General features: G+C 67.1%; 14 protein-coding genes. 9 read left to right on the forward strand and 5 right to left on the reverse strand.

Annotation, left to right across the window (positions count from 1 at the left end; all coding sequences use genetic code 11):
* Nucleotides 1–833: 833 nt before the first annotated feature.
* Entirely contained in the window at nt 834–1,001 is a 168-nt protein-coding gene (locus tag ABT061_RS40300) for a Tn3 family transposase (RefSeq protein WP_350928333.1), read from the forward strand.
* 48 nt (nt 1,002–1,049) lie between these two features.
* On the opposite strand, the gene ABT061_RS40305 is transcribed toward ABT061_RS40300, so the two are convergent.
* The gene (locus tag ABT061_RS40305) at nt 1,050–1,583 is read right to left on the reverse strand and encodes a TIGR03086 family metal-binding protein (RefSeq protein WP_350928161.1); all 534 of its coding nucleotides are present in this window, start codon (nt 1,581–1,583) and stop codon (nt 1,050–1,052) included.
* Nucleotides 1,584–1,706: 123 nt separating this feature from the next.
* On the opposite strand from ABT061_RS40305, the gene ABT061_RS40310 reads away from it, so the two are divergent.
* The 3 genes from ABT061_RS40310 (at nt 1,707) to ABT061_RS40320 (ending at nt 4,083) form a co-directional block, all read left to right on the forward strand.
* Complete coding sequence (locus ABT061_RS40310) at nt 1,707–2,441, forward strand: DUF6597 domain-containing transcriptional factor (RefSeq protein WP_350928163.1); 735 nt, start codon at nt 1,707–1,709, stop codon at nt 2,439–2,441.
* 184 nt (nt 2,442–2,625) lie between these two features.
* Entirely contained in the window at nt 2,626–3,210 is a 585-nt protein-coding gene (locus ABT061_RS40315; RefSeq protein WP_350928165.1) for a recombinase family protein, read from the forward strand.
* 177 nt (nt 3,211–3,387) lie between these two features.
* Nucleotides 3,388–4,083 (forward strand): hypothetical protein, encoded by a 696-nt coding sequence (locus ABT061_RS40320; protein WP_350928167.1) that lies wholly within the window; start codon nt 3,388–3,390, stop codon nt 4,081–4,083.
* 370 nt (nt 4,084–4,453) lie between these two features.
* Here the strand turns inward: ABT061_RS40320 and ABT061_RS40325 are convergent, their stop codons facing one another.
* Nucleotides 4,454–5,299 (reverse strand): hypothetical protein, encoded by an 846-nt coding sequence (locus tag ABT061_RS40325; RefSeq protein ID WP_350928169.1) that lies wholly within the window; start codon nt 5,297–5,299, stop codon nt 4,454–4,456.
* 352 nt (nt 5,300–5,651) lie between these two features.
* Between ABT061_RS40325 and ABT061_RS40330 the strand changes: the two genes are divergently transcribed.
* Together ABT061_RS40330 and ABT061_RS40335 are read left to right on the forward strand one after the other, a co-directional pair.
* A complete protein-coding gene (locus ABT061_RS40330) occupies nt 5,652–5,807 on the forward strand; it encodes a hypothetical protein (protein WP_350928171.1) in 156 nt (51 codons plus the stop codon).
* Nucleotides 5,808–5,917: 110 nt separating this feature from the next.
* Nucleotides 5,918–6,310, forward strand: a complete 393-nt coding sequence (locus ABT061_RS40335; protein WP_350928173.1) for a WD40 repeat domain-containing protein — start codon at nt 5,918–5,920, stop codon at nt 6,308–6,310.
* 173 nt (nt 6,311–6,483) lie between these two features.
* Here the strand turns inward: ABT061_RS40335 and ABT061_RS40340 are convergent, their stop codons facing one another.
* Nucleotides 6,484–6,657 (reverse strand): hypothetical protein, encoded by a 174-nt coding sequence (locus ABT061_RS40340; RefSeq protein WP_350928175.1) that lies wholly within the window; start codon nt 6,655–6,657, stop codon nt 6,484–6,486.
* Between the two features lie 184 nt (nt 6,658–6,841).
* Between ABT061_RS40340 and ABT061_RS40345 the strand changes: the two genes are divergently transcribed.
* Nucleotides 6,842–8,626: a DUF4132 domain-containing protein gene (locus ABT061_RS40345; RefSeq protein ID WP_350928177.1), complete on the forward strand. Its 1,785-nt coding sequence runs from the start codon at nt 6,842–6,844 to the stop codon at nt 8,624–8,626.
* Here the strand turns inward: ABT061_RS40345 and ABT061_RS40350 are convergent.
* Nucleotides 8,623–8,769, reverse strand: coding sequence for a LexA family protein (locus ABT061_RS40350; RefSeq protein WP_350928179.1), 147 nt, complete (start codon nt 8,767–8,769; stop codon nt 8,623–8,625). The genes ABT061_RS40345 and ABT061_RS40350 overlap by 4 nt on opposite strands.
* 532 nt (nt 8,770–9,301) lie before the next feature.
* On the opposite strand from ABT061_RS40350, the gene ABT061_RS40355 reads away from it, so the two are divergent.
* Nucleotides 9,302–9,925 (forward strand): WD40 repeat domain-containing protein, encoded by a 624-nt coding sequence (locus ABT061_RS40355; RefSeq protein WP_350928181.1) that lies wholly within the window; start codon nt 9,302–9,304, stop codon nt 9,923–9,925.
* A 233-nt stretch (nt 9,926–10,158) separates the two neighbouring features.
* On the opposite strand, the gene ABT061_RS40360 is transcribed toward ABT061_RS40355, so the two are convergent.
* Nucleotides 10,159–10,953 (reverse strand): hypothetical protein, encoded by a 795-nt coding sequence (locus ABT061_RS40360; RefSeq protein ID WP_350928183.1) that lies wholly within the window; start codon nt 10,951–10,953, stop codon nt 10,159–10,161.
* 100 nt (nt 10,954–11,053) lie between these two features.
* Here ABT061_RS40360 and ABT061_RS40365 point away from each other — a divergent pair, with 100 nt between their 5' ends.
* Nucleotides 11,054–11,335 (forward strand): DUF6245 family protein, encoded by a 282-nt coding sequence (locus tag ABT061_RS40365; protein WP_350928185.1) that lies wholly within the window; start codon nt 11,054–11,056, stop codon nt 11,333–11,335.
* Nucleotides 11,336–11,597 lie beyond the last annotated feature (262 nt).

Below are 11,597 nucleotides of genomic sequence, written 5' to 3' on the forward strand. Positions count from 1 at the left end.
CGCCTGACCAGTACGGCCCGCACGACCCCGTTACGCACCACCACATGAGGTTCGCTACCGCGTGCCCAGCGAATGTCTGATTTTCGGATCAGGAGTTAGATGTAAGTTCCGGCGGTAAGTGGCCGGGAACCTCAGGAGTTGTCATGATCGTCATCTTCCTTTGTCGGGCTGCTCCCCGGTGCAGGGTTAACCCGGACGTTGCACGATCGTTGGCAATGTACGTCCGTACGCGGCAAGGTTCGCGTACACAGGACACCCAGTGTCCGTTCCGGCTCAAGGTGGCGAGAGCGGAGCCGCTGAACTGGAGAGTGTCAGATTGATCCGGACGATGCGGGATGGGGTTGTTCGGATTCAGGTGGCATTTCGGGGCTTGGTGGTGTGGCCGTGCTGCTGGACTCGCTGCTCGGTGGTGGGGCGAGGCGGTCTTGGAAGTCGGCGTGGCGGAACTGGTAGACGGGGCCGACGGTGCGGAGCAGGCCGAGGCGGTGGGCGTCGTCGAGGAACGCCATCAGCTTGCGGGCAGGTGCTCCTTTTTGGCCAGTCGCCGGACAGCGATTGTGTAGGCCAGCCAAGCATGGTGATTTCCGGGCATGAGCCCGAACGCGAGGCCGCCCGTGATGCTGGCCACAAGCCCGACCACAAGCCCGGCCCCGAGCCCAAGCCCGAGCCCGACCGTTATGACTCGTAGCAGTATCAGGGTGGATTTCCGGCCGAAGCTACGGGGACCCCTCGGGCTGCCGACCTTCCGCGACATCGCCGGCCGCACCGTCAGCACCGACGCCAGCAGCACGACACCCAGCTAAAACAAGATCGTTTAGTAGTTCAGAGAATTCATCAACACCCAGCTCCTGCAAGCCGCCCTGCGAGGTCCGGTGTGGGCTGCCAAGCTCACCGATGATGACCGGCGCGCCCTATCGCCGCTGTTCTGGGCGCACGTCAACCCGTATGGACGGTTCCGGCTGGACATGGAGTCGCGCCTCGACCTGGAGATCGCGGCGTAGAGGCGGGCCTTGCCTCCAGGGATCTTTCAGCCAGACTCCGGGGCGTGGTCAGGGTTTCCAGTGGGGAGTGCGGCCGGTGAGGGCGACGACACGGTCGATCAGAGGGCTGTCGGAGAGGACCGGGGCTTCAGGAGCGTAGACGCCCATTTGGCGGCCTGTCTCTGCGGTGTACTTGACCTCGTCGTAGAGGAAGCCGAGGAGGTCAAGGTTCCAGGTGGGGTATTGCGCCGTGGCTTTAGCCAGGTCCCAGCCGTGGACGACCAGTTCGGTGACGACCATGCCGCCTACCAGGTGGGCCGGAAGTTCGGTGGGGCCGAAGGGTGCCATGCCGGTCCAGGCCTCGGGGGCGCTCCATGCAGACGCGGTGCGAGTGATCCGCTCTTCGAGCATGCTGACCCAGTCATCCTGAGTATGGCCGGTCTCAGAGCCGTCCAAGGGAGGCGCGGGCTTCTTGTGAGCAGCGCCCTCCAGGACGGGACTCCAGTGCAGCAGATGGCTCATCAGCGCACGGACATCGAACTCGTGGCACGGAGTCGGGGCGTCCAGCTGATCAGGCTTGATCGCGTTGATAATGGTGACCATGGTCTGGGCGGCGCAACCGGGAAGTTCACTTGTGTGCATACCTTCAACTCAACCACCGGCCCTAAAGCAGCGAATTGAACAAACGCGACAGAGCCTGGTCCTGTGGTGAGGGATACCCGTGAGTTGGCCGGCGCCTGGCAGAAGCACCAGCGCCACACCCGCATCCCGCCGTCCCCCGACCTCGCTCCGTACGTCGAGTACTACTGGACAGCCGAGTGGCACTACGAATCTCCCTACCATCAGCTGATCGTCCCTCTTCCCAACGTCCATCTCACCTTCCGGGACGGCCGCGCGATCCTGAACGGTGTGCGCACTCGCCACCACACCAAGATCTTGGACGGCGACGGCCAGGTCACCGGCGTGGCCTTCCGCCAGACGCGTTTCCGCCCCTTCCTTAATGCCCCGGTCGCCACGATCACCGACCGGGAACTGGACGCTGCCCAAGCCCTCCCGGCGGCACTCTCGGCCATCCCAACCGTCCCAGCGATCGAGGATTACCTCCGCGCCTGCCTAGCGATCTCATCCGAACCATCGCGGGAAGGAGCGCCACTTACGGAGGCAGCCATGGCGGCAATCACTGGCGATGCCCGTGTGACCACCGTCGCGGCACTGGTCGGCCGGTTCGGAGCAAACATCCGAACCCTGCAACGGACCTTCGCCGAACACGTCGGCGTCCCGCCTAAATGGGTGATCCGCCGCTACCGGCTGCACGAGGTGACCGAACGCCTGGCCCAAGGCCAGGAACCCCGCTGGTCAGCACTCGCCTTCGAACTGGGCTACGCCGACCAGGCCCACCTCATCCGGGACTTCAAGTCCATCTTCGGCGAACCCCCGGAGTATTACCGGCAGCGGTACTAACGCAAGCACCATGATCGGCTCAGAGTTGCGGAAGCCTTTGCCATTCTGGCTGTACGAGTGTTCCGTAAGGGGATCCCCCACCGGAACACCAGCCGCCCGGGCAACCACCCCAGGTCAGGGTGTTCCGTATAGGTGTTCCGCGAAGTGTTCCGGTGAAGGCCCCCTATCCGGAACACTGGAGCGCGTGAACGGAACCCGCGTCGGCTACGCCCGCTGCTCCACCGACGAGCAAGACGTCGTGATCCAGACCGAGCAGCTCCTGACCCTCGGCGTCCCCGAAGACCGCATCTACATCGACCGCGGCTTCTCCGGCACCACCCGCCGCAACCGCACCGGCCTCGACCAGGCCCTCGCCGCTGTCTGGAACGGGTCGGTGTTCACCGTGACCAAGTTCGACCGCTTCGCCCGCAACATGGTCGAGGCCAACGAGATCCTCAGCGACCTGTCCGGACGCGGCGTCCTGTTCGGACTCGGCGGCTCGGTCTACGACTGGAAGGACACGTTCGGGCGGCTGTTCCTGCAGACCCTCGCCATGGTCGCCGAGTTCGAGGCCAACCTCGGGAACCTGCGCACCCGCGAGGGCATGGCGCTGGCCAAGAAGAACGGCAAGCTCAAGGGCAAGCAGCCCAAACTGCCCGAACCCGCCCGGCGCTCCATCCGCCGCCGCTACGCCGAGGGCGAGGTGTCCCTGGCCGACCTGGCCACCGAGTACAGCGTCGGACGCTCCACCATCCATCGCATCATCCACGGGCCAGAGACCTCCAGGTAGGGCGATCACACGCCGAAGCCGGACGTCAACATTTCGCTCAAGATCATTCTCGGCGCCAACGGCTGTTCCTGGGTTCCTCAACCCCGAAGTCACCGCTTCATAGGGAGTGGGTCAGAGCCCGTCTTCTTCGCGTTCAACGCCCTCGGCCGTGCGGCCGCTCTGGCAGGCTGGTCTGCCGTGAGCACCGACGAGCAGCATCTGGTTCCGGCCTCACGGCGCCGGGGCGGCCTAGCCGCCACCCGCGGTGGCCACCAGGAGAGTGAGCGGTCGTTCTTCTGCCGCATCTGCCAGCGCGCCGAGCGCGGCCTGTGGGTGCCGGCGGGCTGGTATCTGCTGGAACGCGCGCCCGGCGGTAAGGGCCGCCACGTCCGGCTGGGCCTGTATTGCAGCGTCGCCTGTCTGGTGCGCGCGGGAGAGATGCTGGAGGCCGGCGCCGCCGAGCACGCGGCCCGGATGGACCTGCCCACCGAAGAAGACCGGCGCCGCGAACGCGCCCGCATCATCGAGATCGCCCAGACGTTGCTCTCGGGCGGGCTGACGATCCGCCATGCCGCCGAGAACCTGAACGTGGAGACCTTCACCCTGAAGACGTGGCTGAAGGAAGCCAGCATCCAGATCAGCCCGCCCCCGTCCCTGTCCGCACCGGTGACGGCGAAGACGACGGCGACGGCGACAAGGTCATCGGGACCGTCGAGCGGAACGGATCCGGACGAGCGTGCTGAACGAGCAGACCCAGCAGGGTCGTATCGAGGCGGTCGCCTGGACGGTGAACTCGACCGGCCCCTCGCACGCGCCGGACTTCACCGCGGCCGCCGCCACCCACCTGCTCGCCACGAACACGCCGGTCCGCAGTCAGGGGAGCGGAGCCAGTAAAGCGGCCGCTCGGGCGGCGGCTGCGGCCGCGCTGCTGGCCCGCCTCGACGTGATGTGACGGTGTCGGCCGCGGGTCGTGGTCAGAACTCGTCGTTGTCGAGCTGGCGGCGTAGCTCCTCGCGTTCGGCGTCGGTGATGCCGGTCAGCCACTCTCAGCGGGTGACCCGGCGTACCTTTCCTCGGGCCAGGTCGTGGGCCAGCACGATGCGGAAGGCTCACCCCATCTCCTGCTCAGTGACGACGTAGGGGTTGGTCGCCTCCCACGCCACCTCGGCCCAGGAGGCGTGCTCAGCGATGTCGACGGCCGTACGGTAGGCCGAGCGCCGTACTCAGGGTGCCGGTAAGAACGCTGTCGTATGCCCGTATTAAGTCAGTCCGCGGGGGCGGTTTCGACATGGTGGTGGTAGTAGGGGTACAGGTCCCTGCCGTGATCGATGACGGTGCTGCAGCGGTACCGGACGATCTCGATCATCGACGCCGGGTCGAGATCCTCCTTCAGCCTGTGGTCCTCCGGCCTCAGGGCCGCCTCCACGTTGTAGTGCAACCAGCCGTCGACCAGGTAATCGCGGCGAAAGTCGGTCGCCCACTGCGAGTTGCCCCCCCAGCCGTGCGAGAGGTCGTAGTACGGCCGTGACCGGCGCCGGTAGGTCCAGTACAGGGTGGAGCGGTCGGCGACCCCCGCGACCAGATGTCTCGCCCCGGCGGTGACGACGACTCCGGCCCGCATCAGCAGCATGGACCCGATCATGTATCCGGGCCAGCGCTCCTCGACGATCGAAGGCGGCTCGTCGAGGTCGTCGGCCTGCCGCACCTCGACGATCTCGTGGAAGAACGGGTGAAACCCCCGTCGGGTGATCCGGGTCGCGCCCAGCGCATCGCAGAAGACGGGATAGACCTCGGTTGCGGGGAAAAGCGCGTCCGGGATCGGCCGGGCATCGTCAGGGGAGGTCTCCTGGTAGTTCATGATGAGCAGATCGAGGATGCGGCTCACGGCATACAGCCGCTGCAGCGGGCTGTACCCCTTTGGGGGCGGCTTGCCCAGAGCGATCAGGTGACTTTCGGGCCGACCCGCCTCCCGCACCTCCGCCACGTGTGCCGGGTGCTTCCGCAGCCACTGCAACAGCTCGTCGGCCAGCCACCTCCCCCCACCTTCGTGGGTGTAGACGGTCTCAAACAGAGAACGCCAGTGGTGATCCGAGTAGAGATCATCGTTCATGCGCCCCAGGCTCTCGTGCGGGACGTTTGTCGGCATCCACCGGCAGGGGGACAAGGCCCTCCACTCGGGTCGGCGCCACCAGGGGTGTTGGTAAGAACCGTGACACCGGCCGCCAAATAGTTGATCTTGAGTGACGGCGGGATGGTGGCGGTCGGGAGTCTGTTGGGTCACCGCGCCCAGGGCACCGCCGCGGGGCGCCGGGTCGGTGGTGGCCGCGACGACGGCCGCCGGGATGCTCCGGCCGCCTGGCGGACCGGCCCGCAGGACCCACGCGGCGGGACCGGCCCCACCCTGGCGCCCGCCTTAGTGCCCATCGTGGTGGCCTGGCCGGACCCGGCGCTTGTATCAGCTCATGCAGCTGACTGTCCGGAATCTGCTGGGCACCTCAGTGACCTCGATCGCCGAACTCCTCGGGGTGAGTCCGGGCACGCTCTACAACCACATCCCTAACCTGCGCGAGCTGCGCGCCGCACGCCGCCCGGCCGAGTTGGAAACAGGCAGTCGATGATCCGCACTCCCTATCAGCGCGGGCTCTGACCAGCCCATTGCCCCTTTCCGGCGTACTTGGTCTGCTCCCCTTTAAGTCGATCTCAAGCGTGATCTTCTACACCTACGGGGGTGACTACGACTCCTCCGCGGCAGCGCCGATCACTGTCTCGCCGTACCCTGCTCCTGGGCGGGCTCGGCGCCCTGGCCGCCATCGGCGTGCCGACCACGGTCGCCTGCACCCGCACCTCCGCCCCCACACCGAGCGCCACCGATCTTGTGCTGAGCGCCACCCTCACCGGCCACACCGGCTATGTCTCCTCGGTGGCCTTCAGCCCGGACGGCAAAACCCTCGCCACCGGCAGCTCCGACAAGAGCGTGAAGTTGTGGGACGTGGCCGGCCGCGACGCCATCGCCACCCTCAGCCACACCGACCGTGTCTTCTCGGTGGCCTTCAGCCCGGACGGCAAAACCCTCGCCACCGGCAGCTCCGACAAGAGCGTGAAGTTGTGGCCGACCCGCTGACCCAGTAGATCATCACCGCTTCAGCCCTACCGCCAAAATCCGGCCCGATCCTCCCCGGAGACCGGTTGGGGACCAGCTGATCCGCCGGAGGGGGTCACAGAACCATACAAAGGCGCCCTCGAACGGCCTGGCCGCCTGGCCTTCCCGGCGGCGTCACGTTCCTTACCAACCCCCTACAGCAGCGCGGAGAAGCCTCCCATGGCGCTGACGGTGACGGTGAGGCCCAACAGCAGCGCTGCCGGGGTCGACTTGCCCGCGCGCCGGGCGAGAAACACCGCAAGGCTGCCAGGGACCGCTGAGAGCGCGACAAGGACGCTCAGCTGGACCAGCAGGTCGAGCACGGACATTAAGTCCTCCCAGCTGAGAGGCAAAACCCCAGCTCGGCACCTCTGCGAACAGGGCTGTGTCGCTAGTTGGCGGCTGGGGCCACCTCCGGGAGAAGGACGCCGGACACCCAGGTCTCGAGCGACCCGCTGGTAGTCGTCCAGAACGACGATCTTCATTCGGACATCGTGCGACTACGATCACCGGGTGACGTTCGCGGGCAATTGGGATCATCTGGAACCGGCTACCAAGGAGGCCTACCGGCGCTTCGACGCCCTCACCGAGCAGGGCCTCGACCCCGGCCCTGGCACCGACTGGCGCCTCTACGGCACCTACGCCCACACCAAGCTCTGGCTCGGCCCGCAGGGCGGCCACGACTACGACGAGCGCGTCCTGTGCCTGGTCCGCACCGTGGCCGGGCGCGCCGTCGACTGGACGCCCGACGACGCCTGGAACCTGGCCGAACGCGCCAGCTACTGGGCCCGCCAGGGCCACACCCGCCACGAGGAGCTCTATCGGATCCCGCTGTCGGCCGCCCACCTGCTCCATCCGCAACAGCGCCGCGACCTGTTCGGCCACCTGACGGACCTCGGAGAGCTCCAGCCGCTCCTGGAGAGCCTGCTCACCGAGGAGGGCCCAGCCGGTGCGGTCAGGAACGTGATCGGGGAGGCCGACCCCTTCGCCACGATGCTGGCCGAGGAGTACGGCCCCCGCCTGGCCGGAATGCTGCCGCTGCTGCGTCACTGGGCCACCGCCGACACACCGGCCCCAGGCGACGGCTGGTTGCCGGTCGTCTGCGACCTGCTCACCCCTGAGGCCATCGCCCTGGTCCACGAGCTGGTCACCCGCCTGGCCGCCTACCGGGGCGGCCCGTTCGTCTGCCACCACGCCGACATCAGCTGGAGCGAGGACCGCTTCCTGAAGGGCCGGACCGTCTCGATGGCGCGCGGCCTGATCTGGACCTGCGAGGTCATTGACGAACCTTGGGTCCCGTCGCTGCTCGCCGACGCCGCCGTCACCTGCGGCACCGGCCACGATGGCCCCAGCTCCACCTGCCGCAGCGAGACCGTCGCCGACGGGGCTGTCGGCGTGCTGGCCCGCCGGGGCGGACCCGAGACAGTCACCCCACTGGCGCTCATTCAGACGCGGGTGCGGGCGGCGTCCGTACAGGAGAATGTCACTCGCGCGCTCGACGCGCTCGCCGACGCGGCCGCGCTGACCCGCGACCAGTTCCTCGACCGCACTCTGCCCGCCGCCGACGCCACGCCCAGAGAGGTCGAGCAGGCGCGCACGGCCGCGCGCTACCGCCTGGAACAGGCGCTCATCCACCAGCGCGAATGGACCTGGCGTGAGGTCGGCGAGCACCTCCTCGACCACCCCGTCACTGGCCCCGACGCACGCACCCTGGTGTGGCGGATCCCCGGCGGCCCCTCAGGCCTGCCAGTCAGAACCGTCGACGGCTGGGAACTGGCCGGGCACCGCCCCGAGGGCCCTGTCGCCTTGTGGCACCCGGCCGACGCAAGCGCCGAGGAGGTGGGCGCGTGGCGCGAGAGGGGTCTGGCGCAGCCGTTTGAACAAGTCCTCCGCGAGGTGTACGCGGAAGAGCCGGACCGCGTTGCCGGTCACGTCGTGCGCTACGACCTGGCCCGGACGGAGCTGATCCGGCACGGCTGGACCGGCGTGTCGATCGGCTACTGGGAGCACGACTGTCACGAGGGGCAGGGCGAGGTGGTGCGCGACCTTGCGGACTGGCAGGCCCGCTGGCTCCTGCGCGTCGTCGAGGGCATGTCCGACGAGGGCTGGGACCTGGACGCGCTGTGCGCGACCAACCCGATGACCTTCCACCGCGACGGCCAAGAGGTGCCGGCGGCGTCGGTGCCGCCGCTGGTGCGGTCGGAGATCCTCCGAGAGGCCGACCTCACAGTCGCCGCCGCCTCGGCCGGCCCAGACGCCCAGCACCTGGTCGACCACTACGACGGATATTGGCACTAGAAGTTATGCAGTACCGACACGACGATGCCCAGGATGACGGCCTCGTCGCCGTCGATGTCGCCGCGGGCGGGGTTGCGTGGTTTGGGGACGACGTCGCCGTCCCGTCGCCGGAACTCCTCGACGGTCGCCTCGCCATCGATCATCGCGCCACGATCTGCTTCCAATGGGCCTCGGGCTGCTGGCCGACCACGACAGTGTCCCGGACGTGCAAGGAAAGCCGCTACTCGGCCAAGTACCCGGCCCCCGTGGACAGGCAGGACTCGTGCCCATCATTCGTTACGGCTCGCCATGGAGCTCGCTCGGAGTCGTCACCATCACCGAACCTGGCACCTACCAAGTCCTCATCGGCAACGGCGGGCCAGGCCTCGGAATCGGCCCTCCGCTCCCGAAGGTGTCCCCGGCCCCAAAGTAGCTGTGTGAGTAATCACGATTGCGGTTCGTGATCGTCACGGAGGGGTGAATGCGCCTGGCAAGTCCGGGTTTCTGCTTGATCGTGTTCGTATCGGAGACGGTCGGGTGGAGGGCGGGGTCGGATGCGTCGGGAGTGGGAGCCGGAAGGGCCCGGCGCGCCTCCCGGGCGCGGCCGCGCCCCGGAGCTGTTCGCCGTCGGCGGGCAGAGAGTGTTGCAGAGGCATACAAGTCGATCTCAAGCGTGATCTTCTACACCTACGGAGTGTGACTACGCCCCCTCCGCAGCAGCGCCGATCACTATCTCGCCGTACCCTGCTCCTGGGCGGGCTCGGCGCCCTGGCCGCCATCGGTGTACCGACCACGATCGCCCTCACCCGCCCTCCCAGCCTCCCACTGAGCGCCACCCTCACCGGCCACAACAGCGAGGTCTACTCGGTGGCCTTCAGCCCCGACGGTGAAACCCTCGCCACCGGCGGCTACGAGAGCACGGTGCGGTTGTGGGACGTGGCCAGCCGCAAAACCATCGCCGCCCTCAATCACCCCCACGGTGTCCGCTCGGTGGCCTTCAGCTCCGACGGCGAAACCCTCGCCACCGGCGGCCGCGACAAGAGCGCGAGGTTGTGGGACGTGGCCGGCCGCAACATCGTTGCCACCCTCACCGGCCACACCAGCTGGGTCACCTCGGTGGCCTTCAGCCCCGACGGCATAACCCTCGCCACCAGCAGCGCCGACAAGAGCGTGAAGTTGTGGGACGTGGCCGGCCGCAACACCGTTGCCACCCTCACCGGCCACACCGAGGAGGTCTTCTCGGTGGCCTTCAGCCCCGATGGCGAAACCCTCGCCACCGGCAGCGGCGACAACAGCGCGAAGTTGTGGCCGACCCGCTGACCCAGTAGATCATCACCGCTCCAGCCCTACCGCCAAAATCCGGTCCAATCCTCCCCGGAGGCTTAAGGGGGCAGACCAAGTAAGCCGGAAAGGGCTAATAGGGCTGGTCAGCGTCCTGGTTGGTGACGGGCTCCCAACTCCCAGAAATGGACATTCCTGCACATTACCGACTGGTAGACAGGGCTCATTGCCCCTTTCGGCCTTACTTGGTCTGCGCCCCTGGAGTTGGCGCGTCAGTGCTCGTCGTTCTGGTCTTCGTTTCGCGATGTGAGCACCTCGGTCTGGAAGCGCTGGACCAACGCCCGCGCTTCCTCCTCATGCCCAGAAGGCACCGCGACGTCGGTCAGTGGCCACAGCTCGCCCCTCGCCATCACGGTGAACCGCAAGAACGCCGGAGTTCGCCTGGCAGCGTCGATGAAATCGACTTCGCGCAGCTCGCAACGGGCCCCGTACAGCGTCGTGTGCCCATACAGCGCCGTGTACCCGTACAGCGCCGTGTACCCGCCCGGCCGACGGTAGACGCCGAGCGGGCCGATGCAGATCTCGCCCCGCGAGCGGCTGCGCGCCGTCAGGGTGGCACGCTGCAGCGCGGTGGTTGCCATGACCACGATGTACAGGAGCGCCACCCCGGCGATCGTTATCCCGATGGCAACGACTCCGGGTGCGTCCGAGGCGGCCCCGGCGGCCATCACCACCAAACCGGCGGCCTCCGCAAGCAAGGGGCCGGTGTAGGAGGAGGTTCGTTGCTCTTGTTCGCGGCGGCCCTCGATGTCGTTTGCGGCCCTCCAGCCGGCCTCGTCGTAGTGCCAGTGCGCCCAGCATTGGCCAGCCAGCATCTGGTTCATGTCCCGCAGGTACGTCTGCGGCCGTTCTCCTAGCACCAAGAGAGGCAAAACCACCAGTAACGCCACCGCCGGCACCCCAAGGGAGACAAGCCAGACAGTGCCAGGGCCCTGGTCCCAGTCACGAAATACGAGCCGGAAAACCACGATCATCACCACCGTGACGCCGAGGAGTCCCACCAGCATTGGGCGCAGGTGCAAGATCGATAACAGCCGAGTCACGGTGAAGACTCTCACTGATTCATTCCCAGACGTCCTCAAGGTCTCGCTTCTCCCCGTCGCTCGTATGCCTGACCCCACCCTGGCTCCTGCCACTCGGGCGCTGATCGCCCATGATGCCTCCACCGGGCCGATCCCGCTGGCGGCCGCGCACACCGCCGAGGGCCTGCAACGACTGCTGGGTGTCATCGGCACCTGCCCGACGTGGAGCTTGACCGGCGGCAAGCAGCGGTCACGCTTCGGGCCGGGGAATGAGGCGGGCGCACTCGCCCGTTCACGGAAGTCCGCGTTTCCACAGGTCACAGCACCGCAGAAATGGACGAAAAGGCATCTAACTTTCGATAAGTGAGGTTGGGGTCCGGCCCACATAAGCCCAAAACCCACATTCGATCTTGCTGGGCTGCTGATGTACCGGATAACGCACCCGAGTCGCGCGGCGACCGTTCCGGTGAACCCGCAGGTCGCCGATACTTTGGCGACGGCCATGTACTGGATAACAGTCCTTTATCCGGTACATGCGCCCTGGAGTGCTCTCGATATCCCAGGTCGCCCCTCAGCAGGGGAAACACCGGTTCATGATCCACCGAATGTGGGTTTTGACCTTATGTGGG

The sequence above is a fragment of the Streptosporangium sp. NPDC002544 genome, from assembly GCF_040295965.1.
In the GTDB taxonomy this organism is placed as follows: Bacteria; Actinomycetota; Actinomycetes; order Streptosporangiales; family Streptosporangiaceae; genus Streptosporangium.